Here is a 23,428-nt window from a genome sequence, read left to right as displayed (position 1 = left end):
CTTTTCATCCGTACATATGAGAGAGGTGAAAGGAGGAAAAACGATGGCCAGTTTCATTATTGCTTTCACGCATCCGTTTCTTGCTGCGCTTTTACTCATCGTCGGCAGCGTGTTGTTTGTTTGGCAACTATACGATGCGCGCTGGGGATGGAAAGGAACAGGAAGCCTCGTTTGCTTTTTGCTTTTTTTCTCATCGCATTTAGCAGCTGGTTTAACAAGTGTCGGTGCGATTATATTATTTGGTATTGGCCTTATTTTGTTAGTCATTGAGTTGTTTGTGCCAGGTGGGGTAATCGGTGTTGCTGGAGTGGGTACGCTCGTGTGGAGCTTATTTTTAGCAGCTAAGCATTCCCCTTTCATTACGATTTCTTTATCGATAGCCGTCGTTAGTGCGCTCATGATGGGATTATGGCTTAGTCGGGTTAGTAAAAAGAAAATGGCCCTTTTCGAAAAAATTGTGCTAACGGATGAGCAGCGAAATGAAAAAGGATATGTCTCCCATGAAGCGCGCATAGATTTAATTGGAAAGCGCGGAGTGTCACTTACCGTATTGCGGCCAGCAGGAATGGCGCTCATTGATGGCGAACGTGTAGATGTCGTCACAGAAGGGGAATATATAGAGCGAAATCGTCCAATTGAAGTCGTTTATGTCGATGGGTTAAAAATCGTTGTTCGAGAATGTAAAAAAGAGGAGGAGATCATATGACACCAGATCAACTTTTATTTATTATTGCAATTGCGTTAGGACTTGTATTGTTAGCTGTATTTTTTTCATTCGTTCCAGTTATGCTTTGGATTTCTGCCATTGCTTCGGGTGTTCCAATTAGTATTTTTACGCTTATCGGCATGCGATTGCGTCGCGTCATTCCATCGCGTGTCATTAATCCGTTAATTAAGGCAAAAAAAGCAGGGTTAGATGTAACGATCAATCAATTAGAAAGCCATTATTTAGCAGGTGGAAATGTTGACCGCGTCGTTAATGCTTTAATCGCTGCACAACGAGCGAATATTAATTTAACGTTTGAACGTTGTGCCGCTATTGATTTAGCAGGACGAAACGTACTAGAAGCTGTCCAAATGAGCGTTAATCCAAAAGTCATTGAAACGCCATTTATTTCTGGTGTAGCGATGGATGGTATTGAGGTGAAAGCGAAAGCGCGCATTACTGTACGAGCAAATATTGATCGATTAGTTGGTGGTGCGGGAGAAGAAACGATTATTGCACGTGTAGGAGAAGGCATTGTTTCTACCATCGGGTCTCAGGACGATCATAAAAAAGTGCTTGAAAATCCAGATATGATTTCACAAACAGTATTAGCAAAAGGGTTAGACTCAGGAACTGCATTTGAAATTTTATCGATCGATATTGCAGATATCGATATTGGGAAAAATATTGGTGCAGAATTGCAAACTGACCAAGCTGAAGCAGATAAGAAAATTGCGCAAGCGAAAGCAGAAGAACGTCGTGCAATGGCTGTTGCGCTTGAACAAGAAATGAAAGCACGGGTCCAAGAAATGCAGGCAAAAGTTATTGAAGCGGAAGCACAAGTGCCGCTGGCGATGGCAGAAGCGCTCCGCTCTGGAAAGCTCGGTGTCATGGATTACATGAACTTAAAAAACATTATGGCAGATACGAATATGCGTGATTCGATTGGAAAACTCACGCAAAACCCAGATGAAGAAAAAAAGTGAGGAATAAATGATGGTGCTCATCGAGTGGCTTCTTGACAACATATTTGTCGTTTTTATTTTAGGAGCGTTTATTTCTTGGATTGGAAAACGTATCAAAACTGTGGAGGAAACAGTTGAAAGAAAACAACAGCAAGAACAAAAAACAACAGTCATTGCGACAGAAATGGAGCCAAAAATGACACATCCTATTAAGAAGGCGCAAGAACGAATGACTGTATCACAGCCAGCAGAAGAGCAGCATAAAAAGACGAAACAATTGCCGACACATCCGCTCGTGCAAGGTGTGATTTTTTCAGAGGTGCTCGGTCCACCGCGGGCAAAGCGTCCGTACGGTAGAAAATAAGTGCTATAACCCCCATTTCACTCATACATATGAGATGAAAGGGGGTTTTGTTTATGATCGGAAAATGGAAAAACAAAATGCGACAATGGTTAACAAATCAAATGGAACTGCCTGCGGATGTTGTCGCTGACCTCCCCCGCATTACGGTGATTGGACATATTCATATCTACATAGAAAACCATCGCGGTTTGCTTCTGTTTACAGATCGCGAATTACGCTTGTTGTTAAAAAACGGGCAACTACTTGTTAAAGGGGAATCGTTTAGTATTAAAACGATTTTGCCGGAAGAAATTTTGCTCGAAGGGAAAATTAGCCAAGTGCTATATTTGGAAGAATAAGGGGGGGCGAGTGTGAAAAACGAATGGGTGTATCGAATGTCAGGCAATTTGCGCATACGTATTGTTGGAAAAGGATTAGAACGGTTATTAAACGAATTTACACGCCGAGGAATATACGTATGGAACGTGAGGCGAGAAGGGGAACATTCGCTCACGTGTTATATGCTTCTTCGTGATATTCGCCATGTGCGAGCAACGATGCGAAAAAGTGGATGTAAGCTATATGTTCTCGAACGGCGAGGGGCACCATTTTGGTTAAAAGCGTCATGGAAAAATAGCGGTATCGTTGTCGGATTAGTTGCCTTTATGTGCATCGTTTTTTTATTGTCCAATATGATTTGGCGCATTGAAATAGTAGGAGCGAATCCAGCGGTGGAACATACTGTGAGGCAACAATTAAAAAAAATAGGGGTTGAACGTGGTGCGTTACAGTTTGTTATTCCGAGTCCCGAAACGATCCAGCGAACGTTAATAAATAATATGGACACAGTGACGTGGATTGGTGTTGAATGGCGTGGAACAACGTTATATTGTCAAGTCGTTGAAAAAAAGCAACCGACACAAACGAAATCGAATACGCCACAACATCTTGTTGCGAAGAAAAAAGCGGTCATTACGTATATGTTTGTTGAGCAAGGTCAAGCGGTTGTAGAAGTGAATGATCATGTCGTTCCAGGACAGTTGCTCGTTTCCGGTTTTATTGGCAAAGAAGGACAAACAGAGATCGTGCCAGCGCGCGGTCAAATTTTAGGGGAGACGTGGTACAAGTCTACGGTTGTTGTTCCGATGAAAACAACGTTTTATATGTTGACAGGGAAAAAGCGCGAAACGCATTATGTTCGTTTTTGGTCGTGGAAAGTTCCGTTTTTTTGGAATCATAAAGAACAGTTTTCAACATTTGAAAAACAAGTCGATGAAAAAACGTTTCGTTTCTTGACATGGACGTTACCGATTCGTTATGAAAAAGTCGTGTGGCGTGAAAAAGAAATAGCTGTTCGTGAGTATTCGTACGAACAAGCAAAAGCGGTAGCAAAACAAATCGCGCGTGAACAGTTACAGCGACAGCTACCTGCAGATGCAATCATTCAAGGTGAAAAAGTTTTGCATGAGACGAAGGAGAATGGTAAAGTAAAAGTAGAAATGCATTACCAAGTCATTGAAAACATTGCGACACCACAACCAATTATTCAAGGAGACTGAGGAATGTCGGAACAGTTTGTCACGATTTATCCTAACGTACAAAATGCAGATGAAGCGCTTGCTTTGTTTGGTACGCACGATGTTCATTTAAAACGTATCGAGCAAGAACTCGGAGTTTCGATTGTGACGCGTGGAGAGGCGATAAGCGTGTCAGGAAGCAAACAGCATATTGAGCTCGTTGATGAATTGCTTCGTCATTTGTTGCTTGTCATTCGCAAAGGGATCGTCATTGGTGAGCGGGATGTGCTTTATGCTCTACGAATGGCGAAAAATGGAACGATTTCTTATTTCGTTGAACTGTACAACGAAGAAATTGGAAAAAATGCGAAAGGAAAAGCGATTCGCGTCAAAACGCTCGGCCAGCGTCAATACGTTTCTGCCATCCAGCGTCACGACTTAATTTTTGGCATCGGGCCAGCAGGAACGGGAAAAACGTACTTAGCCGTTGTGATGGCTGTACAAGCGTTAAAAAACGGACAAGTCAAGCGGATTATTTTAACGCGTCCTGCTGTGGAAGCGGGCGAAAATTTAGGCTTTTTGCCGGGGGATTTAAAGGAAAAAGTTGATCCGTATTTACGCCCACTTTACGATGCGCTTCATGACGTGCTTGGTCACGAACATACGCAACGATTAATTGAACGCGGTGCAATTGAAATTGCCCCGCTTGCATATATGCGCGGGCGAACATTAGATGATGCGTTTGTCATTTTAGACGAGGCACAAAATACGACCCCTTCGCAAATGAAAATGTTTTTAACGCGCCTTGGCTTCGGCTCGAAAATGGTGATTACCGGTGATATTTCGCAAGTGGATTTACCAAAAGGTGTTCGTTCTGGACTTGCGATTGCAAAAGACATTTTAACGAATGTAAGCGGAATTTCATTCGTCTTTTTAGAGCAAGCTGATGTTGTACGTCATCCGCTTGTCGGCAAAATTATCGCTGCATATGAAGATGCAGGAATGTAAATGCGACCCGCCCTCACGTGGGTCCTTTTTGCACTTTAACAGAGAGAGGGAAGAATATGTTAATTATTGACTTTATGGATGAAACGAATGAAATAACAGAACAACAAATCGAGCTTATTGAACAGTTATTACAACATGCTGCAAAGGAAGAACATGTGCCAGATGGGGCAGAAGTAAGTGTCACATTTGTGGATAATGAAAAAATTCGCGAAATCAACCGCGATTATCGTGGAAAAGATCAACCGACCGATGTCATCTCGTTTGCGCTTGAAGAAATGGGCGAAGAAGAAATTGAAATTGTCGGTGCCGATGTGCCTCCTGTACTAGGAGATATTATCATTTCCGTTCCAAAAGCGCGTGAGCAGGCAGAGCAATACGGTCATTCGTTTATGCGTGAACTTGGTTTTTTAGCGGTACACGGTTTTTTACATTTGCTCGGTTATGATCATGAAACGGAAGAAGAAGAGAAAGTAATGTTTGCGAAACAAGAACAATTATTACAACAGTTCGGCTTAACGAGATGATCGGTTATGCGTTGGAAGCGATTTGTTGCTAGCGTATTATATGCTTTAAATGGCATTCGAATTGCCATTTGTCATGAGCGAAATATGCGTATTCATTTAGCAGCAACGATGGCTGTTATCGCTGCTGCCGTGATGTTCCGTATTTCAAAAATGGAATGGCTCGTGTTGCTTGTGACGATTGGAGCAGTCATTAGTTTAGAAATCGTCAATAGCGCAATTGAACGGACGGTTGATTTAGTGACGGACAAATATCGACCGTTGGCGAAAGAAGCAAAAGATTTAGCAGCTGGAGCTGTTCTCGTTTTTGCTTTGCTGTCTATGATTATTGGTATTTCCATTTTCTCACCTTATTTGTATGTATTTTTTAAAAATTCTTTACATTTTCATAAATAGTAGTGAAATCGTGTTCATATTTTGGTAAAATAAAAAGTAAGCATACTTTATGCGATGGAGGTTTTTATGGTTCAAGAAGGATATAAATCAGGATTCGTAGCAATTATCGGACGACCAAATGTAGGGAAATCTACATTTTTAAATCGCGTCATCGGGCAAAAAATTGCGATTATGAGCGATAAGCCACAAACGACGCGCAATAAAATTCAAGGTGTATACACGGCTGATGACGCACAAATTATTTTTATTGATACGCCAGGCATTCATAAGCCGAAACATAAGCTTGGCGATTTTATGGTGAAAGTAGCGCAAAGCGCGTTGCAAGAAGTCGATTTAATTTTATTTATGGTGAATGCTGTAGAGGGGCTCGGTCGCGGCGATGAGTTTATTATCGAACGTTTAAAACAAGTACAAACGCCGGTATTTTTAGTCATTAATAAAATTGATGAAGTGCATCCTGACGATTTATTGCCGCTGATTGAGCAATATCGCTCACTCCATTCGTTTGCCGAAGTGATTCCTATTTCAGCGTTACAAGGAAACAACGTAGAAACGTTGTTGCAACAAATTAAAAACTACTTGCCTGAAGGACCACAATATTATCCTTCGCATCAAGTAACGGATCATCCAGAGCGATTTATTATTGCTGAGTTTATTCGCGAAAAGGCGCTCCATTTAACGCGCGAAGAAGTGCCACATTCCATTGCAGTTGTCATCGACTCGATTGAACGTCGGGAAAATAGCGATACCGTATATGTCGCAGCCACCATTATCGTTGAGCGCGATTCGCAAAAGGGAATTATTATCGGGAAGCGTGGTCAAATGTTAAAGGAAATCGGCCAGCGCGCGCGCGTCGATATTGAAGCGCTACTCGGTTCAAAAGTGTTTTTAGAGTTGTGGGTCAAAGTACAAAAAGATTGGCGCAATAAAATGGCACAGTTGCGAGACCTTGGCTATCGCGAAGATGAATATTAATACTGTAAAATTTTAAAACACATCGTGACAGCGACAAACGGGCAAACTACAAGTGAGCTGCTCAATCACCGTCAACTAACGAGAGAAAGGTGTGGTTCGATGCTCGATTTTACCTGGAAGCTATTTAGTCAAACAGGGAATATTGACACGTATCTGTTATTTAAGGAGCTAGAACGCGAAACGCAAGAGCAAGTGAGCGATTCAACGTATCATTTAGCTGAACGAGATTATCACGTCCTGTAACTTTGGAAGGTTATGTTATATGTTCGAAAAATGTGAAGGAATTGTCATTCGGACGATTGACTATGGAGAGACGAATAAAATCGTTACAATATTTACACGCGAATGGGGAAAGGTCGCTGCCATGGCACGAGGTGCGAAAAAGCCGAGCAGCCGCCTTTCTTCTGTTACGCAAATATTTACATACGGCATTTATTTGATTCAAAAAAGTCGCGGTGTTGGAAGTTTACATCAAGGGGAATTGCTTTCAACGATGCGCCATATACGTGAAGACATTTTTTTAACAGCATATGCCTCGTATGTCGTTGAATTGACAGACAAAGCAACAGAAGAAAGACGACCAAATCCATATTTATTTGAACTCCTTTTACAAACATTGACGTACATGAACGAAGGACTCGACGCCGAAGTATTAACGTACATATATGAAATGAAATTGCTTCCGGCATTTGGATTATATCCGAAGTTAGATGGCTGTGCTGTTTGTGGAGAAAAAGAAGGAACGTTTGCTTTTTCGATTTCACAAGGAGGATTTTTATGTCACCGTTGTTTTGAGCACGATCCACACCGCATTCCGATGACTTCATCGGTTTTGAAATTACTTCGCCTTTTTTACTACGTAGATTTGTCCCGCATCGGTCAAATCGCTGTCAAGCAGGAAACGAAACAACAACTACAAACGATTATTTCAGCTTATTACGATGAATATTCGGGTCTTTCGCTGAAGACGAAACGTTTTTTACAGCAACTACATACGTTAGACGGTAAAAGCGGACAAATATAGCGTTGTCCGCTTCCCACTTTTGTTTGCAAAATACGAAGATGAATTATAATATGATGTTATAATGTAGCCTATTGTAAGGTGGTGAGCGACAATCGAACTCAATAAACGTCAAGAACAAATTTTACAAATCGTCAAAGACCACGGGCCGATTACAGGTGAGCATATTGCGGAAAAGCTCAATTTAACGCGGGCGACGTTACGGCCGGATTTAGCGATTTTAACGATGGCAGGGTATTTAGAAGCGAGACCTCGTGTTGGCTATTTTTATACAGGAAAAACAGGAACGCAACTGCTTGCTGATAAAATTAGAAAAATTAAAGTGAGCGACTATCAGTCCATTCCGGTTGTCATTCATGAAAACATGAGCGTCTATGATGCGATTGTTACGATGTTTTTAGAAGATGTCGGCACGTTGTTTGTTGTGGATGAGGAGTCGTTGCTTGTCGGCGTGCTATCCCGAAAAGATTTGCTGCGCGCCAGCATCGGAAAACAAGAATTGACATCGATCCCTGTCAATATTATTATGACGCGAATGCCGAATATTACATTTTGTGAAAAAGATGATTTACTTATTGACGTCGCCCAAAAGTTAATTGAAAAGCAAATTGATGCGATGCCAGTCGTCAAGAAAGTGGACAAAGGGTATGAAGTCATTGGGCGCATTACGAAAACGAATATGACAAAGGTGCTTGTCGCGTTAGCAAAAGAAGACGTGCTTTAAAGGGGGAAAAACATGAGTCAAATCGTATACGTCGTATCCGATTCAGCAGGAGAGACGGCCGAACTCGTTGTTAAAGCAGCAGCGAGTCAGTTCCAAGGGGCGCTCGTTCAATTTCGGCGTGTTCCGTACGTAGAAGATGTTGAAACATTATCAGAGGTTGTCGCGTTAGCAAAAATGAACCGAGGAATTATCGTTTTTACATTAGTTGTGCCGGAAATGCGCCAATTTTTATTAGCCGAAGCAGCACGTGAAGGAGTTCCTGTATACGATATTATTGGGCCGCTCATTGAACAGATGGAGCAACTATTTCAAATGACACCACGTTGCGAACCAGGACCGATTCGCGTGTTAGATGAAGACTATTTCCGAAAAATTGAAGCGATCGAATTTGCAGTCAAATATGATGATGGACGTGACCCGCGTGGCATTTTGCGAGCTGATATCGTTTTAATTGGGGTGTCGCGCACGTCAAAAACCCCGCTATCGCAATATTTAGCCCATAAACGTTTTAAAGTCGCTAACGTGCCGATTGTTCCAGAAGTCGATCCACCAGAAGAATTGTTTCAAGTGCCGGCTGAAAAATGTTTCGGTTTAAAAATTAGTCCGGAAAAGTTAAATGAAATTCGTCGGGAGCGGTTAAAGTCGCTCGGTTTAGATGACCGCGCCATTTACGCAAACATTGACCGAATTAAAGAAGAATTGCAATATTTTGATGGAGTTGTGAAAAAAATTGGTTGCGAAGTCATTGATGTGACAAATAAAGCAGTTGAAGAAACAGCGAATGTCATTATGAATATTATGCGCAAAAGAGGGAAATAAACAGACGAAGCACAATCACAACAAGTGATATGTGCTTTTCCTTTTTCATAAAAACATTTGTATAGCCAACTAACATTTTTTATATTATAATAAAAAATTGTGATAAAACAGGTTTAGACTGAACATAGGACGAATAAACTATTTATAGCTAATTGTCAAGTGACAATGCATCGGGATTTTCGACAATATTTTTTTCTCAAAAAGAAGGATTGTTTCGCGCAATGGAGAATAAAAAACATACAAAACAATTAGATCAAAGCCACACGTTTTGTCGAAATATGTTTGGAGCTGTTGAAATATGGGACAACGCATTCCTGAAGAAACGGTTGAGCACATTCGTCGCTCAGTCGATATTGTAGACATCATCCAACAGTATGTCTCGCTCAAAAAACAAGGACGCAATTATTTTGGTTTATGTCCTTTCCACGGAGAGAAAACACCTTCTTTTTCTGTTTCACCAGAAAAGCAAATTTATCACTGTTTCGGTTGTGGGGCAGGCGGAAATGTGTTTTCGTTTTTGATGGACATCGAAGGAATCACATTTATAGAGGCAGTGAAGCGATTGGCACCGCGAGCAAATGTGGATTTGTCGCACATCGTCGATGATCATCCAACAGCTGAGCGGACAGAAACAGCAGCGATGATCGCTGCGCATGAGCTGCTAAAAAAGTTTTATCATCATTTGCTGATGCATACAAATGAAGGAGAGGAAGCGTTAAGCTACTTACTTCATCGTGGATTTACGCGCGAAATCATTGAACAGTTTGAAATTGGTTATGCTTTGCCATCTTGGAATGCGGCTGTTACATTTTTAACAAACAAAGGTTTCTCGCTTCCTCTGATGGAGCGTGCAGGGTTAATCGTAAAAAAATCAGGAGAGGACTCATATTTTGATCGTTTTCGTCACCGCATTATGTTTCCGATCCACAACCATCATGGAGAAACGGTCGCATTCTCGGGGAGAGCGCTCGGAAACGAAGATCCGAAGTACTTGAATAGTCCTGAAACACCTATTTTCAACAAACGAAACATTTTATATCACTTCCATGAGGCGCGTGTGCCGATGCGCCAAAAACAGCAAGTGGTGTTGTTTGAAGGGTTTGCGGATGTCATTGCTGCTGTGCAAGCTGGCATTTCTCATGCGGTAGCAACGATGGGGACGGCTTTATCAGAAGAACAGGCGCGCATGCTACGGCGAAACGCTTCATCTGTCATCGTTTGTTATGATGGCGATCGAGCTGGAATTGATGCTGCCCTCAGAGCTTCAGAGACGCTTATGGAGGCTGGCTGTTATGTCAAAGTGGCGATGATACCAGATGGACTCGATCCTGACGAATACGTGCGAAAATATGGTGCTGATCGTTTTCGTCACCATGTGCTTGATGCAAGCTTATCGCTCACCGCATTTAAGCTAGAATATTTGAAGCGTGGGCGTCATTTACAAAATGAAAGCGAACGGCTTCGTTACATTGAAGAAGCAGTTAAAGAAATTAGTCGCTTATCTAATGCTATTGAAGTTGACTATTACTTGCGACAACTAGCGGATGAGTTTTCGATTTCTATGGATGCGTTACGTGAACAAATGACGCTTCATGGGAAAAAGCAACAAACAGAACGGAAACATGAGCGCCGCGAAACAGTAATTGTGCCTGCGAAGGCGAAATTGTTACCTGCTTTTCAAACAGCAGAACGGATGTTAATTGCTCATATGTTGCGCGATAAAGCGATCGCATTGACCGTGCAAGAGACGATCGAAGGCGCATTTAATATCGAGGAACATCGCGCTATTGTCGCCTATTTATATGCATTTTACGAAGAAGGACACGAACCCGATGTAAGCTCGTTGCTTGAACGCATTCATGATCCGCAACTAAAACGCATTGTGACAGAGCTGTCGATGATGCCGATCAACGAAGATATTTCATCAGCGGAGTTACAAGATTATATTCAATGCGTGCTCAATTATCCGAAAGAACAGTTGCTTAAGCAAAAAGAAACGCAGTTGCGCGAAGCTGAACGCCAAAAAGATTATGAGCGCGCCAAACGCATTGCTAGTGAAATCATCGCGATGCGAAAGTCTTTGCATTTTGGAAGGAGGGGAATAAATGGCTGAAAAGTCAACACATTCCGATTTAACGTTAGAACAAGTGAAAGAACAATTAGTCGAGCTAGGTAAAAAACGTGGTGTTCTTACCTATGAAGAAATCGCTGAGCGATTATCCTCGTTTGATCTCGATTCCGATCAAATGGACGAATATTATGAGTATTTAACTGAGCAAGGTATCGAAGTCGTCGGGGAATCCGATTTAGATGATACGGATTTAGAAGATCCAGACTTCGACGATTTAAAAGACGAAGAGTTCGATTTAAACGATTTAAGCGTTCCACCAGGTGTAAAAATTAACGACCCTGTTCGTATGTATTTAAAAGAAATTGGCCGTGTTCCGTTATTGTCTGCAGAAGAAGAAATTGAGTTAGCCAAACGAATCGAACAAGGAGACGAAGAAGCAAAGCGTCGTTTAGCTGAAGCAAACCTTCGCCTTGTTGTGAGCATTGCAAAACGTTACGTTGGTCGTGGTATGCTTTTTCTTGACTTAATTCAAGAAGGAAACATGGGCTTAATTAAAGCGGTTGAAAAATTCGATTACCGCAAAGGATATAAATTTAGCACATATGCAACATGGTGGATTCGCCAAGCGATTACGCGTGCAATTGCTGACCAAGCACGTACGATTCGCATTCCTGTTCACATGGTTGAAACGATTAACAAACTCATTCGCGTTCAACGGCAACTTTTACAAGACCTCGGTCGCGAGCCATCTCCAGAAGAAATTGCAGAAGAGATGGATTTAACGCCAGAAAAGGTGCGTGAAATTTTAAAAATTGCCCAAGAGCCTGTTTCACTTGAAACGCCAATTGGTGAAGAAGATGATTCGCATTTAGGTGACTTCATTGAAGACCAAGATGCGACATCTCCAGCCGAACATGCAGCGTATGAACTGTTGAAAGAACAGCTTGAAGACGTGCTAGATACGTTAACAGATCGCGAAGAAAATGTCCTTCGTCTTCGCTTCGGTCTTGACGACGGACGTACACGAACACTTGAAGAAGTCGGAAAAGTGTTCGGTGTCACGCGCGAACGCATTCGTCAAATTGAAGCGAAAGCGTTGCGCAAACTTCGCCATCCAAGTCGAAGTAAGCGCCTAAAAGACTTTTTAGAATAACCGTTTACAAGAAATAGTTTACTTCTTACAATGGAAGTAAGCTATTTCTTTATTTAGGAAGGAATGCGTATTCAATGGAACAAAAACGAAAAGAAATTATTATTAATGAAATTAAATACTGGAAACAAACGCGATTGCTACCGGAACAATATTGCGATTTTTTGCTTGCGTTGTATACAGAAGGGAACCATAACGATGTCGATCAGTCAACGAAGCAAGTTCCGACATGGGCTGTTCGTTTTACGATGATCATGATCGGCATTTTTTTACCTTTTGCCCTTCTTGTCATTTATTTTACTGAATTGTCGTTCGTTTTGCAAACGCTCATTTTGTCACTTTTTGTCATAGTTTGTTTTATGACTGTACGTTTTTTTGCACAACATAAAATGCTTACCCATATCGCCCTAATTGTCGGCGCTTTGTCGCTTCTTCTTCTTTCCATTCGTGCATGCGATGTGTACTTTTCAGGAAATATGAGCGCATTGGCGATAACAGTTATGTGTAATTGTTTCGTTTGGTTGTTGATCGGTTGGCGTTTTTCGCTTATGTATTTCATCATTTCAGGGGTTGTCGGCATCATTCTTCTTTTTTCTTCATTTTTCATTTAAAAAATTTACATACAGGGCTTTTCCTTTATGGGAATTTAAAGTACAATAAAATTGTTTGTAACGTTTTCATTTTGAAAAACATGCTTTATTACATAAGGGAGGGTAAAGTATGAATCGTAATCCATTAATCCCATTTGCACTCATTATGGTAATGGGAATTGGCCTCATTTTCTTTCTGTCTGTAAAAGGCCTCGGGGATATGAAAGAAGTTGCGAAAGAGAAAGAAGGCGGCGCGAAGACAGAAGAAACAGCTGCTGCGGGTCCAGAAGACATTTACAAAAAAAGCTGTGTAGCATGTCATGGTGCGAACTATGAAGGTGGCGTTGGCCCAGCGTTAAAAGGTGTAGGTGACCGTCTATCTGTTGATCAAATTAAAGAGGTCATCACAAACGGTCGGGGAAGCATGCCAGCTGGATTAGTTCCTGCGGATCAAGCAGAAGAAATGGCAAAATGGCTTGCTGAATTGAAATAAACGGAGAAGAAAGATCCCTTTACTTCGGTGAAGGGATTTTTCGTTTTTTGCAAAACATGATAAACTGAAGAAAAAAGTGTGGTGGTCATCATTGAACGAATTACAGCTATCTAAACGGTTACAAACAGTTGTTTCATTTATTCCAAAAGGAAGCGTACTAGCAGACATCGGCTCAGATCATGCTTATTTGCCATGCTATGCGTATTTGCACGGATACATAACAAAAGCGATTGCGGGGGAAGTGGCGGATGGGCCATTTCGCTCAGCAAAGCAACAAGTGGAGAAATGCGGACTTTCTCACGTCATTTCCGTTCGTAAAGGGGATGGACTACAAGTTGTTGCGCCAAATGAGGTGAATTGTGTCACGATTGCCGGGATGGGAGGCACACTCATCTCAAACATTTTAGAAGCAGGAAAGGAAAAATTAACAGCTGTTAAACGGCTCATTTTACAACCAAATGTCGGTGCACACATTGTGCGGAAATGGTTATTAGAGAATCAATGGGAACTTATTGACGAGCGCATTTTAGAAGAAGATGGGCAAATGTATGAAGTGCTTGTTGCCGAGCGCGGTAATCCTCATCGGCCATATACGCAGCTGAATGTCGAATTGTTGCTCGGTCCGTTTTTATTGAAAGAAAGAAATGAAGTGTTTGAAAAAAAATGGGCAATGGAAATGAACCATTGGCACAATGTGATTGAACAATTGAAACATGCGAAAACAGAAGAGGCGATCAAAAAGAAACAACAATTTCTCGAAACATTGCAGATGGTAGAGGAGGCGTTGAAGCGATGAAGACACCAAACGGATATGAAGTCATTCAACTATTTGAACAGTTTGCTCCAAAACATTTAGCGATGGAAGGGGATAAAATCGGTTTACAAATCGGTACGTTAAACAAGCGGATTCGTCGCGTCATGATTACGTTAGACGTATTAGAACATGTTGTCGATGAAGCAATCGCACATGACATTGACTTAATTATCGCGCATCATCCACCGATTTTTCGTCCACTCAAACATATTGTTACCGATCAGACGTATGGTCGTATGATTGAAAAATGTATAAAACATGATATTGCGATTTATGCAGCACATACAAATTTAGATATCGCAAAAGGCGGGGTAAATGATTGGCTCGCTGAAGCGCTTCAATTACAAAACGTTGATGTCCTTGTTCCGACGTATGAAGAGCCGCTGAAAAAGCTTGTTGTATATGTGCCGAGCACACATGCCGATGCGGTGAGAAAAGCGATTGGTGATGCGGGGGCTGGACATATCGGAAATTATAGCCATTGTACATTCAATAGTGAAGGAGTGGGCACATTTTTACCAGAAGAAGGAACAAATCCGTTTGTCGGTCAACAAGGAAAGTTAGAAACAGTAGAAGAAGTACGCATCGAAACGATTGTTCCTGCACGCTTGCAACGAAAAGTCATTCAAGCGATGTTACAAGTACATCCGTATGAAGAAGTAGCATACGATGTATATCCACTTGACAATAAAGGGGCGATATATGGGCTCGGACGAATCGGAACATTAAGTGAGGAGATGACATTGCAGCAATTTGCGGAACATGTGAAAACATCATTGCATGTACCGGCTGTTCGTGTCGTTGGGGAGTTAACAAGTCGCGTTCGTAAAGTTGCTGTCATTGGTGGAGACGGAAATAAATATATTCACCAAGCAAAAATGAGCGGTGCTGATGTGTACGTGACAGGTGACTTATATTACCATGTCGCACATGATGCACTCATGCTCGGCTTGAATGTCGTTGATCCGGGACATCATGTCGAAAAAGTGATGAAAGAAGGGGTAGCAAACGTATTAAGAACGATGTGTGCACAACAAAAATTTGATGTCGATATATACGTGTCACAAACGAACACAGAGCCGTTTACGTTTATATAAAAAAGAGGCTTATTCGCCTCTTTTTTTCACTTTTGGTAAAATTTTATTAAGTGGTACTTTTCGTTCACGTTTCCATGTTTCAGGATTGTTCGGGTCAAATTGTTCTAAAAAGTCGATAACCTCTTTTGTAATCGGTGTTGGTGTAGATGCGCCGGCAGTCACTGCGACTTTTTTGGCGTCTTTAATCCATTCAATGTCAATTTCAGTCACGTCTGCAACACGATACGCTTTCGTTCCAGCAATTTCTTCAGATACTTGTGCCAGTCGATTGGAGTTATTGCTTCTTGGATCACCGACAACAATCGTCACATCCGCTTCTTTTGCTTGTTCAGCGACCGCTTCTTGCCGCACTTGCGTCGCTAAACAAATTTCACGATGCATTTCAACATGTGGATATTTTTCTTTCACTTTTTCCATAATATGTGCTACGTCCCATTGGCTCATTGTCGTTTGGTTTGTCACAATAATGTGTTTCGATTGAATATCCAGTTGTTCTACATCTTCAGTTTTTTCAATTAAATGAACAGCATGTGGCGCAACGCCGACAGCCCCTTCAGGTTCAGGGTGTCCCTTTTTTCCAATGTATATGACTTCGTATCCGCTCGCTACTTTTTCGCGAATTAAATCATGTGTTTTTGTGACATCTGGGCATGTGGCATCAATGGTGACAAGTCCTTTTTCTCTCGCGCGCTGTTTCACCTCAGGTGAAACGCCGTGAGCGGTGAAAATGACCGTGCCATGATCGATGTTTTCTAAAATTTCAAGTCGATTCGGACCGTCAAGTGTAATAATTCCTTCTTCTGCAAACGCATCGGTTACATGTTTATTATGAACGATCATGCCTAAAATATAGATCGGTCTTGGTAATGTCGGATTGAGCGCGGCGTTGCGCGCGATAACCATCGCATCAACGACTCCGTAACAATATCCGCGTGGCGTAATTTTAATGACTTCCATAATGGATCGCTCCTTCTTGGCGTGTTTGTCGTATTCATTATATAAAAGAAGAAGCGAACATACAAAAGTTAAATATATAGTTTCGGAATGGATTTCCCTTTTTCATATGTTTTTTCTTGTTTTTTCTCCTTTACTGTTGGAACGGGACGTTGTTTTTTTGATGATTGCTGTTCAACTTGTTTTTCAGTTGTCGCTGCACTTGTTGCATTTGCTGTTTCCGTTGTTTCGTTTGTGTTGTCAGATTGTTTCAATTCACGGAAAATCCGCATCATTGATGGTACGCTTTTAATGAGTGGACCGTATTGTTGCACCATTGGTGTAATCGTTTGAACCATGTTTAACATTTTTTGTACATTTGTTAACATCGAATCAATGCTCGGTAATGCTCCTTGAGCACCAAGTGTTTGCATAGGCAGTTGATTGCCAAACAATCGGGAAAACATGCCTCCTTGTGCTTGTCGCATCATTGGCTGTTGCCACATGGGTGGCATCGGTGAACGTGAAGGTGGAAACATAAATGGGCGTCGCAATGAATTTCCTCCTTTCTTTACATAGTAAAGCTTTTTGCTCATTTTATCTATATTACGATATGCAAGAAAGCTCATATAGTTGAATGAACGGTTTATGTTCGTATATAATATGTAACTAGTCTATTTTTTATTGAAACGAGAAAGGGGATGAGAAACGATGTTTGAACGTTTTCCGTTTCATCCGTTTATTATAGAGGCGATTCAACATTTAAAGTTTCATAAACCGACATCTATTCAAGAGCGTGTCATTCCTGCTGTTTTGCGTGGTGAGAGTGTCATCGGTCAGTCGCAAACAGGAACAGGGAAGACGCATGCTTATTTATTGCCGATCATTCAGCGAATCGATCCACGTGTAGATGAAGTACAAGCGGTCATTACTGCACCGACACGTGAATTGGCAACACAAATTTATCATGAAGTATTAAAAATCACAAAATTTTGTCCAAATGATCACCGCATTACAGCTCGGTGTTTTGTTGGGGGGACGGATAAGTTACGATCAATTGAAAAACTAAAAACACAGCCTCATCTTGTTATCGGTACACCAGGGCGCATTGATGATCTCGTTCGCGAACAAGCGTTATTTGTCCATACAGCCCACATGCTTGTCGTCGATGAAGCAGACGTCATGCTTGATATGGGGTTTATTGCAGATGTTGATCGCGTCGCAGGCCGTATGCCTGAAGATTTACAAATGCTTGTTTTTTCTGCAACAATTCCAGAAAAGTTAAAGCCGTTTTTGAAAAAGTATATGGAGAATCCCACTCATATTCATATCGCACCAAAACAAGTCGTAGCATCAACAATTGAGCATATTTTAATCCCACTTCGTCATCGCGACCGTTTACAGCTTTTACATGACATATTAGTTAGCTACAATCCATATTTAGCACTTGTGTTTGTCAATACAAGAAAAACAGCTGACGAAGTAGCCAACGGCTTAATTAACAAAGGATTAAAAGCAGGTGTGCTACACGGGGATTTATCACCGCGTGAACGGAAAAAAATGATGAAAGCGATTCGTGATTTGCAATTTCAATACATTGTCGCGACAGATTTGGCAGCGCGTGGAATTGATATTGAAGGTGTCAGTCATGTCATTAACTACGAATTGCCGTCAGACTTAGACTTTTATGTTCATCGCGCCGGTCGAACAGGACGTGCAGGTTATGCCGGCATTGCTACAACGATTTATGAATCATCAGATCAACATGCATTAGTTAAGTTAGAAAAGAAAGGAATTCATTTTCTCCATCGTGATTTGCGTCACGGTGAATGGATCGAGCTTGATGCATGGAACGGACGGAAAAAAGAGAAAAAAGTGGATGAAGTGGAGCAACTCGTTGAAAAAATAGCGAAAAAACAAAAGAAAGTGAAGCCGGGATATAAGAAAAAATTGCGAGAACAGCTACAAAAACAAAGAGCGAAAAAGAAATAAGGGAGAGAAGAATGTGTTAAAAATTGGTTCACACGTATCGATGAGCGGAAAAGAGATGCTGCTAGCTGCGAGTAAAGAAGCGGTGTCGTATGGGGCGAACACGTTTATGATTTATACAGGAGCGCCACAAAATACGAGACGGAAGCCAATTGAAGAACTAAACATTGATAAAGGACTTGCCCATATGAAAGAACATGGGATTGATGAAATTGTTGTACATGCCCCGTACATCATTAATATCGGCAATACAGTGAATGCCGATACATTTTCTCTAGGTGTTTCTTTTTTACGTTCGGAAATTGAACGAACGGAAGCGATTGGTGCTAAGCAGCTTGTCCTGCACCCGGGGGCGCATGTTGGCGCAGGCGTTGAAGCAGGAATTGAAAAAATTATTGAAGGATTAAATGAAGTAATTACAACTGATCAACAAGTACAAATTGCTTTAGAAACGATGGCAGGCAAAGGATCGGAGTGTGGAAGTCGTTTTGAAGAGTTAGCGAAAATCATTGACGGGGTGACACATAACGATAAATTGTCTGTTTGCTTTGATACGTGCCATACGCATGATGCAGGGTACGATATTGTTCATGATTTTGATGGAGTATTAGATGAATTCGATCGTATTATTGGGCTTGATCGTCTCAAAGTATTGCATATTAATGATAGTAAAAATGCTTGTGGAAGCCGTAAAGACCGTCATGAAAATATCGGCTTTGGTTATATCGGTTTTGATGCGCTAAATTATATTGTGCATCACCCGCAGCTTATGCATGTGCCGAAAATTTTAGAAACGCCATACGTCGGTGAAAAAGCGTCTGCGAAGCCACCATATAAATTCGAAATTGCCATGTTGCGTGCACAACAGTTTGACCCAAACGTTCGCGAAAAAATTGTTGAGTAGAAGGCTGTCTGTAGGCAGCCTTCTTACTGTATAAATTGGCGAATGAAGTCATTGGCTTGTTTAGCGAGCTGCGGTGATGTGCGATAAGCGAGTTCACGAATCCAGCTTTTTCTCTCTTGTTCATTAAACACATCAATCGTCTTTTCGCGCATCATTTGAACAATCGTTTCCGCATCTTTTGGCGAAAGTGAAACGTTATATTCTTTTGCATATGTCATTAACTCGTTTGCGGTGATGGATTTCATTTTATGTTGGACAATTTTATGATATACATTCACATGGCATCCCTCCTTGTTTACGATATGAACGGGAAAAGAAAGGTGTGCAATGATATAATGAATATAGATGAAAGGGGAGATTGGAGTGAAAAGACAACATAAAAAAGAGACGCTTAGCCATTTGCTGTATCGTCTTGTGATGATGACAATTGGGGCAACGCTCGCAGCGTTATCGATCGAGCTGTTTTTAGTGCCTAATGAAATTATTGATGGTGGGATAATCGGTATATCTCTTATTCTTGATCGCATTCTTCCAAATTACGCATGGTTGAACTTTGCGACACTTGTTATTTTGTTAAATACACCATTTATGTATTTCGGTTATAAACAAATCGGAAAGACGTTTATGCTTTCCTCCCTGTATGCCATCGTTGTGTTAGCTGTTATGGAACGGTTATTTCACCATGTATCTCCATTCACAACAGATTCCATTTTGGCGACAGTGTTTGGCGGAGCTATTCTCGGTGCTGGTGTAGGACTTGTCATTCGCCATGGTGGTTCATTAGATGGCACAGAAATTTTAGGTATTTTAATGACGAAAAAATTGCCGTTTTCCGTTGGAGAATTTGTCATGTTTACAAACGTTTTTATTTTTACTTGGGCGGCGTTTGTATTCGGACCAAAGCAAGCGATGTATTCTGTTTTAACTTATTATATCGCTTTTAAAACGATTGATACCGTCATTCAAGGGTTAGATGAAACAAAAGCAGTTTTGATCGTATCAGACCGCTATGAAGAAGTGTCAGATGCGATTTTAAATCGACTCGGACGTGGGACGACGAAGTTAATGGGGAAAGGTGGATATACGGACGAGCAAAAAGAAGTCATTTATGCCGTCGTTACTCGTTTAGAGGTGACGAAGCTGAAGTCTATTGTATACGAAATTGATCAAAATGCTTTTATTACCATTATGAACACACAAGAAGTACGTGGGGCGAAATTTAAGTCTGCTATTCATTAATGAAAATAAATGCGCTATACTATGAATCGGAATCATTTTGAATTAAGGTGGTCAAACGATGGATGATATTTTACGTGTTGAGAACGTATCGTTTCGATATGATGATGAAGATGTATTGCAACATATTAATTTTCGCATTCCAAAAGGTGCGTTCGTCGGTTTAGTTGGTCCGAATGGATCAGGAAAATCGACATTGTTAAAATGTATTTTACGTTTGTTAAAACCACAGACGGGGCAAATTTTTTTGTTCAACACACCGATTGAGCAGTTTAAAGATTGGCATAAAATCGGTTTTGTATCTCAAAAAGCAAACAGTTTTAATACCGGATTTCCTGCGACCGTGTACGAAGTTGTCGCGAGCGGTTTAACAGGAAAGCTAGGTTTATTTCGACGATTAAATAAAAGCGATGAAAAAGCGGTATATGAAGCGATCGATGCGGTTGGCATGAGCCCGTTTATTCATCGTAATATCGGGGAACTTTCGGGTGGTCAGCAACAACGTGTATTCATCGCTCGTGCCATCGTGTCCCAACCAGAGTTTTTAATTTTAGATGAACCAACTGTCGGGGTTGACGTGCATCATGTGCAAAATTTTTATGATATGCTTGAACGGTTAAATAAGCAACATCATATGACGTTACTCCTCGTAACACACGATATCGGAACGATTACGGAAAAAGTGACGCATGTCGCATGTTTAAACAAACATTTACATTTCCATGGAAGTGTGCAACAGTTTGCGCAGCTAAAAACAGAAGATGTAGCAGCATTTTACGGGCATCATCTTCACTTACTTACTCACGATCATGCATAGAAAGGGGGGTGTGTATGTTAGAAGCTTTATTTCAATATGAGTTTTTACAAAACGCGTTTATTGTCGGGATATTGATCGGATTTATCGCCCCTCTTTTAGGTGTATTTATTGTTGTCAGAAGGTTATCGCTTATTGCCGATGCATTAAGCCACGTAACACTTGCGGGAATTGCAGCCAGCTTACTTGTACAAAAAAAATTTTTAACGTTTTCGACATTAAATCCTATTTATATTGGCATGGCATTTTCCGTTGTTGGTTCGTTATTTATTGAAAAGTTGCGTACGGTATATAAGCATTATCAAGAATTAGCGATTCCGATCATTTTATCAGGAGGCATTGGTTTAAGCGTCATTTTTATTTCACTTGCGGATGGCTTTAATACCGACTTGTTTTCCTATTTATTTGGAAGCGTAAGTGCAGTAAGCCGAACAGACGTATGGGCGATTAGCATCATTTTTTTTATTGTGCTTACTGTCATTTTTCTGTTTTATAAAGAATGGTTTATCTTGTCATTCGACGAAGAATATGCGCAAGCATCGGGAGTAAAAGTAAAGTCGCTCCATTTTGTTTTTATTGTGTTAGTCGCTCTCGTCATTGCTGCCTCGATGCGAATTGTCGGCATTTTGCTTGTTTCGTCACTCATGACGCTTCCTGTTGCCGCAAGCATTCGAATGGCGAAAGGATTTAAACAAGCGCTATGGTTGTCTGTTATATTTGGTGAGTTTGCGGTCATTGTCGGGTTGTTTCTTTCTTATTATTTGAATTTAGCCCCTGGTGGGACAATTGTTTTATTAGCTGTTTGTATATTAATTGGGGCGATTATGTGGAAAAAATGGAAGAGAGGATGACGAAGCGTGAACGTTTCTGAAGCGCTACGGCTAATGAAAGAAAAGGGATTTAAATATACAGGAAAGCGCGAAGAAATGCTTGAGCTGTTTGCAAAAACAGATAAATATTTAACAGCAAAAGATGTGCTTGATGTGATGAAAGAGCGGTATCCCGGACTTAGTTTTGATACGGTTTATCGCAACTTAGCACTATTTGTCGAACTCGGTATTTTAGAAATGACTGAGCTATCCGGGGAAAAGCACTTTCGGTTTACATGCAATATGCACCATCATCATCACCATTTTATTTGTATGTCGTGTGGTAAAACGAAAGAACTTGTGACTTGTCCAATGAACGAATTGATGGAAGATTTACAAGGATACACCATTTCGGGACATAAATTTGAAGTGTACGGAATGTGTCCGATGTGCCAACAACAAGCTGACGCGTAATGTCAGCTTGTTGTTGTAAGTAATTTTTCTACTTGTTGTTTCGCCTCATGCCAATTGTACACACGAATGACTTCTTTCGGTAGCGGACCACGATTGTACGGAGTATCAAATAAAATGACAGGGATAAGGCATTGTTCCGCAATGTCGCATGCGTTATCGTATTTATCTTCAAAAAAAATGTCGATTCCATATTTTTTTACTGCTTCAATTTTATTGTGCGAACCAATAAGCTCAATATGATGATAATGAACACTGTGTTGTTGAAACCATTTTTCTGTGATTTCATATAAGTGGCGACCTCGCGCACTAATATAATATAGCTCATACTCATCTTTCCAGCTATTAATGACCTCTAATGCTCCGTTCGCAAGAGGGGCTTTACTGTAAATGATCGGTTCATATTGTTCCATCCATTCATTCAATTTTTCTTCTGTCGTATCTAAAAAAGGAACTAAATCGTAATCAGTAATATCATCGAGCGTTAAATTTTTTTGAAACGACTCGTTTAAGTATGGAATAAATGTGCTCGGACATGTGACTGTTCCATCAATATCGATGCCGAATCGGCGTTTCATCATTGTTTGTTCATCCTTTCTATGATGGGTGTTTCTTGCCCATTATAACATTGACATAAAGTAACATCTATAATGACGTATCGCTTATTGCATAATAATAGTGCTCCTCATTTTACGAAAGCGAGGGAATTGTCATGGACAATGAACGTCAAGCGTATGACAATACACGAATAGATACGGTCCCAAATATTGAGCAAGATTTTATGGAAGAAACAGCAGGTGAAATTGCTGAGCCGATTCGATTTTCTGATCGAGAGGTAAAGCGCGAAGAAAACGGTCGTGGCGTTGGCTGGCTTGCGCTTGCTTTATCGGTTGTTTCCCTTTTTCTTATGCCAGTCATTATGGGGGCAGCTGGCATTATTTTCGGATTTATCGCCCGCCGTCGAGGAGCAGAAACACTAGGTGCTTGGGCGATTGGCATTGGTGCTGTTTCCATTATTTTAAGCTTTTTCATCCAATTTTTGTAAAAATAAGAGGGGAGTAT

General features: G+C 41.0%; 30 protein-coding genes. 26 read left to right on the top strand and 4 right to left on the bottom strand.

Features of this window, described 5'->3' with window-relative positions:
* Nucleotides 1-43 precede the first annotated feature (43 nt).
* From CS060_RS09305 to CS060_RS09215, 19 genes are all read left to right on the top strand, one after another.
* Nucleotides 44-706, top strand: a complete 663-nt coding sequence (locus CS060_RS09305; RefSeq protein ID WP_035050065.1) for an NfeD family protein — start codon at nucleotides 44-46, stop codon at nucleotides 704-706.
* Nucleotides 703-1,692 (top strand): flotillin-like protein FloA, encoded by a 990-nt coding sequence (gene floA / locus CS060_RS09300; RefSeq protein ID WP_035050064.1) that lies wholly within the window; start codon nucleotides 703-705, stop codon nucleotides 1,690-1,692. The genes CS060_RS09305 and floA overlap by 4 nt, the downstream gene beginning before the upstream one ends.
* A 7-nt stretch (nucleotides 1,693-1,699) precedes the next feature.
* Nucleotides 1,700-2,035: a YqfB family membrane protein gene (locus tag CS060_RS09295; protein WP_035050062.1), complete on the top strand. Its 336-nt coding sequence runs from the start codon at nucleotides 1,700-1,702 to the stop codon at nucleotides 2,033-2,035.
* A 53-nt stretch (nucleotides 2,036-2,088) separates the two neighbouring features.
* A complete protein-coding gene (gene yqfC / locus CS060_RS09290; protein ID WP_035050061.1) occupies nucleotides 2,089-2,373 on the top strand; it encodes a sporulation protein YqfC in 285 nt (94 codons plus the stop codon).
* A gap of 12 nt (nucleotides 2,374-2,385) precedes the next feature.
* Nucleotides 2,386-3,573, top strand: a complete 1,188-nt coding sequence (gene yqfD, locus CS060_RS09285) for a sporulation protein YqfD (protein ID WP_099668900.1) — start codon at nucleotides 2,386-2,388, stop codon at nucleotides 3,571-3,573.
* A gap of 3 nt (nucleotides 3,574-3,576) precedes the next feature.
* Nucleotides 3,577-4,539, top strand: coding sequence for a PhoH family protein (locus CS060_RS09280; protein ID WP_006317848.1), 963 nt, complete (start codon nucleotides 3,577-3,579; stop codon nucleotides 4,537-4,539).
* A 56-nt stretch (nucleotides 4,540-4,595) separates the two neighbouring features.
* Nucleotides 4,596-5,063, top strand: coding sequence for an rRNA maturation RNase YbeY (gene ybeY, locus CS060_RS09275; protein ID WP_006317850.1), 468 nt, complete (start codon nucleotides 4,596-4,598; stop codon nucleotides 5,061-5,063).
* Between the two features lie 6 nt (nucleotides 5,064-5,069).
* Nucleotides 5,070-5,456: a diacylglycerol kinase family protein gene (locus CS060_RS09270; RefSeq protein ID WP_035050059.1), complete on the top strand. Its 387-nt coding sequence runs from the start codon at nucleotides 5,070-5,072 to the stop codon at nucleotides 5,454-5,456.
* Between the two features lie 66 nt (nucleotides 5,457-5,522).
* Entirely contained in the window at nucleotides 5,523-6,431 is a 909-nt protein-coding gene (era, locus tag CS060_RS09265; protein WP_035050057.1) for a GTPase Era, read from the top strand.
* A 99-nt stretch (nucleotides 6,432-6,530) separates the two neighbouring features.
* Complete coding sequence (locus CS060_RS09260) at nucleotides 6,531-6,674, top strand: YqzL family protein (protein WP_082180318.1); 144 nt, start codon at nucleotides 6,531-6,533, stop codon at nucleotides 6,672-6,674.
* A 19-nt stretch (nucleotides 6,675-6,693) separates the two neighbouring features.
* Nucleotides 6,694-7,455 (top strand): DNA repair protein RecO, encoded by a 762-nt coding sequence (gene recO / locus CS060_RS09255; RefSeq protein WP_035050056.1) that lies wholly within the window; start codon nucleotides 6,694-6,696, stop codon nucleotides 7,453-7,455.
* Between the two features lie 91 nt (nucleotides 7,456-7,546).
* Nucleotides 7,547-8,176, top strand: a complete 630-nt coding sequence (gene ccpN / locus CS060_RS09250) for a transcriptional regulator CcpN (RefSeq protein WP_082180317.1) — start codon at nucleotides 7,547-7,549, stop codon at nucleotides 8,174-8,176.
* A 12-nt stretch (nucleotides 8,177-8,188) separates the two neighbouring features.
* A complete protein-coding gene (locus tag CS060_RS09245; RefSeq protein WP_035050053.1) occupies nucleotides 8,189-8,995 on the top strand; it encodes a pyruvate, water dikinase regulatory protein in 807 nt (268 codons plus the stop codon).
* A 298-nt stretch (nucleotides 8,996-9,293) separates the two neighbouring features.
* Nucleotides 9,294-11,108 carry a DNA primase gene (gene dnaG / locus CS060_RS09240; protein ID WP_035050051.1) on the top strand — a complete coding sequence of 605 codons (1,815 nt, stop codon included), beginning with the start codon at nucleotides 9,294-9,296 and terminating at the stop codon, nucleotides 11,106-11,108.
* Nucleotides 11,101-12,219 (top strand): RNA polymerase sigma factor RpoD, encoded by a 1,119-nt coding sequence (rpoD, locus tag CS060_RS09235; RefSeq protein WP_035050050.1) that lies wholly within the window; start codon nucleotides 11,101-11,103, stop codon nucleotides 12,217-12,219. The genes dnaG and rpoD overlap by 8 nt, the downstream gene beginning before the upstream one ends.
* 74 nt (nucleotides 12,220-12,293) lie before the next feature.
* The gene (locus CS060_RS09230; RefSeq protein ID WP_099668899.1) at nucleotides 12,294-12,827 is read left to right on the top strand and encodes a hypothetical protein; all 534 of its coding nucleotides are present in this window, start codon (nucleotides 12,294-12,296) and stop codon (nucleotides 12,825-12,827) included.
* A 109-nt stretch (nucleotides 12,828-12,936) separates the two neighbouring features.
* Nucleotides 12,937-13,299 (top strand): cytochrome c550, encoded by a 363-nt coding sequence (cccA, locus tag CS060_RS09225; protein ID WP_035019468.1) that lies wholly within the window; start codon nucleotides 12,937-12,939, stop codon nucleotides 13,297-13,299.
* A gap of 91 nt (nucleotides 13,300-13,390) precedes the next feature.
* Nucleotides 13,391-14,095 (top strand): tRNA (adenine(22)-N(1))-methyltransferase, encoded by a 705-nt coding sequence (locus CS060_RS09220; protein ID WP_035050048.1) that lies wholly within the window; start codon nucleotides 13,391-13,393, stop codon nucleotides 14,093-14,095.
* Complete coding sequence (locus CS060_RS09215) at nucleotides 14,092-15,210, top strand: Nif3-like dinuclear metal center hexameric protein (protein WP_035050046.1); 1,119 nt, start codon at nucleotides 14,092-14,094, stop codon at nucleotides 15,208-15,210. Before CS060_RS09220 ends, CS060_RS09215 begins: the two co-directional genes overlap by 4 nt.
* A gap of 9 nt (nucleotides 15,211-15,219) precedes the next feature.
* Here the strand turns inward: CS060_RS09215 and CS060_RS09210 are convergent, their stop codons facing one another.
* Both CS060_RS09210 and vrrA read right to left on the bottom strand, forming a co-directional pair.
* Nucleotides 15,220-16,167, bottom strand: coding sequence for a 4-hydroxy-3-methylbut-2-enyl diphosphate reductase (locus tag CS060_RS09210; protein WP_035050045.1), 948 nt, complete (start codon nucleotides 16,165-16,167; stop codon nucleotides 15,220-15,222).
* Nucleotides 16,168-16,235: 68 nt separating this feature from the next.
* Nucleotides 16,236-16,697, bottom strand: coding sequence for a VrrA/YqfQ family protein (gene vrrA / locus CS060_RS09205; RefSeq protein WP_035050043.1), 462 nt, complete (start codon nucleotides 16,695-16,697; stop codon nucleotides 16,236-16,238).
* A 157-nt stretch (nucleotides 16,698-16,854) separates the two neighbouring features.
* On the opposite strand from vrrA, the gene CS060_RS09200 reads away from it, so the two are divergent.
* Together CS060_RS09200 and CS060_RS09195 are read left to right on the top strand one after the other, a co-directional pair.
* Nucleotides 16,855-18,135 carry a DEAD/DEAH box helicase gene (locus CS060_RS09200; protein ID WP_035050041.1) on the top strand — a complete coding sequence of 427 codons (1,281 nt, stop codon included), beginning with the start codon at nucleotides 16,855-16,857 and terminating at the stop codon, nucleotides 18,133-18,135.
* A 13-nt stretch (nucleotides 18,136-18,148) separates the two neighbouring features.
* The gene (locus tag CS060_RS09195; RefSeq protein ID WP_035050040.1) at nucleotides 18,149-19,036 is read left to right on the top strand and encodes a deoxyribonuclease IV; all 888 of its coding nucleotides are present in this window, start codon (nucleotides 18,149-18,151) and stop codon (nucleotides 19,034-19,036) included.
* Between the two features lie 23 nt (nucleotides 19,037-19,059).
* Here the strand turns inward: CS060_RS09195 and CS060_RS09190 are convergent, their stop codons facing one another.
* The gene (locus tag CS060_RS09190; protein WP_035050038.1) at nucleotides 19,060-19,314 is read right to left on the bottom strand and encodes a DUF2624 domain-containing protein; all 255 of its coding nucleotides are present in this window, start codon (nucleotides 19,312-19,314) and stop codon (nucleotides 19,060-19,062) included.
* Nucleotides 19,315-19,381: 67 nt separating this feature from the next.
* Here CS060_RS09190 and CS060_RS09185 point away from each other — a divergent pair, with 67 nt between their 5' ends.
* From CS060_RS09185 to CS060_RS09170, 4 genes are read left to right on the top strand one after another with little or no spacing between them, the layout of a single operon-like run.
* The gene (locus CS060_RS09185; RefSeq protein ID WP_035050036.1) at nucleotides 19,382-20,275 is read left to right on the top strand and encodes a YitT family protein; all 894 of its coding nucleotides are present in this window, start codon (nucleotides 19,382-19,384) and stop codon (nucleotides 20,273-20,275) included.
* Between the two features lie 58 nt (nucleotides 20,276-20,333).
* Nucleotides 20,334-21,089 carry a metal ABC transporter ATP-binding protein gene (locus tag CS060_RS09180; RefSeq protein WP_035050035.1) on the top strand — a complete coding sequence of 252 codons (756 nt, stop codon included), beginning with the start codon at nucleotides 20,334-20,336 and terminating at the stop codon, nucleotides 21,087-21,089.
* A 14-nt stretch (nucleotides 21,090-21,103) separates the two neighbouring features.
* Nucleotides 21,104-21,937, top strand: coding sequence for a metal ABC transporter permease (locus tag CS060_RS09175; RefSeq protein ID WP_099668898.1), 834 nt, complete (start codon nucleotides 21,104-21,106; stop codon nucleotides 21,935-21,937).
* 6 nt (nucleotides 21,938-21,943) lie between these two features.
* On the top strand, nucleotides 21,944-22,369 hold the full coding sequence (locus CS060_RS09170; protein WP_035050032.1) for a Fur family transcriptional regulator: 426 nt from the start codon (nucleotides 21,944-21,946) through the stop codon (nucleotides 22,367-22,369).
* 2 nt (nucleotides 22,370-22,371) lie between these two features.
* Here the strand turns inward: CS060_RS09170 and CS060_RS09165 are convergent, their stop codons facing one another.
* The gene (locus CS060_RS09165) at nucleotides 22,372-22,947 is read right to left on the bottom strand and encodes a hypothetical protein (protein ID WP_099668897.1); all 576 of its coding nucleotides are present in this window, start codon (nucleotides 22,945-22,947) and stop codon (nucleotides 22,372-22,374) included.
* Nucleotides 22,948-23,078: 131 nt separating this feature from the next.
* Here CS060_RS09165 and CS060_RS09160 point away from each other — a divergent pair, with 131 nt between their 5' ends.
* Nucleotides 23,079-23,411 carry a hypothetical protein gene (locus CS060_RS09160; RefSeq protein ID WP_035050030.1) on the top strand — a complete coding sequence of 111 codons (333 nt, stop codon included), beginning with the start codon at nucleotides 23,079-23,081 and terminating at the stop codon, nucleotides 23,409-23,411.
* The last annotated feature ends 17 nt before the right edge of the window (nucleotides 23,412-23,428 follow it).

This window comes from Anoxybacillus flavithermus (genome assembly GCF_002742685.1).
Lineage (GTDB): Bacteria > Bacillota > Bacilli > Bacillales > Anoxybacillaceae > Anoxybacillus > Anoxybacillus flavithermus_E.
Note: the sequence above shows the minus strand (reverse complement) of the source record. Positions and strands in the feature narration are given on the sequence as shown.